A 1,023-nucleotide genomic window follows, 5' to 3' on the forward strand; every position below is an offset into this window, starting at 1 on the left:
TTTCCCTCTGATGAGTTGCGCGATCGCGCTCGCGCAACGAATCTCGTCCAACGAGAGCGGTAATTCGACATCGTTGCGCTGTTCTACACACTCTCGTTTGGCTTCGCTGCTGGCTCAGACCGCTCTCTCCAAGCATTTCTCGAACGCTACGTCGAGATGGCTGACTGTGACGAACTCTCCTACGCATCGTTCCACGACTGGTTCGAACCAGGATTCGTTGCACTCCTTCGAGAGATTCTCGATGACGCAATCGAGAATCTCGATACCGGACGAGAAGATTTGAACGGCCGTCTCGAACGCTTTCGAGACGTCCTCATTGCTGACGCAACCATCGTTTCGCTGTACCAGGACGCCGCTGATATCTACACAGCAACCGGCGACCATCAAGCCGAACTGAAACTTCACCTCACCGAATCTCTCTCGACTGGGCTCCCGACACGATTCCGGACAACCGATGGGACGACTCATGAACGGAGTCAGCTACCCACCGGTGAGTGGGTAGCTGACGCCCTCATCTTGCTCGATTTAGGCTTCTACGACTTCTGGTTGTTCGACCGAATCGACCAGAACGGCGGGTGGTTCGTCTCCCGGGTGAAGGACAACGCGAACTTCGAGATCGTCGAAGAACTGCGAACGTGGCGAGGCAACAGCATTCCGCTGGAAGGAGAGTCGCTGCAGGCCGTCCTTGAGGACCTGCAGCGACAGGAAATCGACGTCCGCATCACGCTTTCATTCGAGCGCAAACGAGGGTCGGGCGCCAGCGCGACCCGGTCGTTCCGATTGGTCGGCCTGCGTAACAAGGAGAGCGAAGAGTACCATCTGTATCTGACGAATCTGGCGAGAGAAAGCTACAGCGCGCCCGATATCGCGCAGCTCTATCGGGCGCGCTGGGAGGTCGAACTGCTGTTCAAGGAGTTGAAGTCGCGGTTCGGCTTGGACGAGATCAAGACGACCGACGGCTACATCATCGAGGCGCTGATCATCATGGCCGCAATTTCGTTGATGATGAGTCGTGTAATCGTG

1 pseudogene is annotated in these 1,023 nt (G+C 56.6%); it reads left to right on the forward strand.

Annotated features, from left to right (window positions below):
• Positions 1–1,023, forward strand: a pseudogene (locus tag DVK06_RS16650) (IS4-like element ISHvo11 family transposase); the annotation flags it as partial.

The sequence above is a fragment of the Halorubrum sp. Atlit-28R genome, from assembly GCF_003665955.1.
Lineage (GTDB): Archaea > Halobacteriota > Halobacteria > Halobacteriales > Haloferacaceae > Halorubrum > Halorubrum tropicale.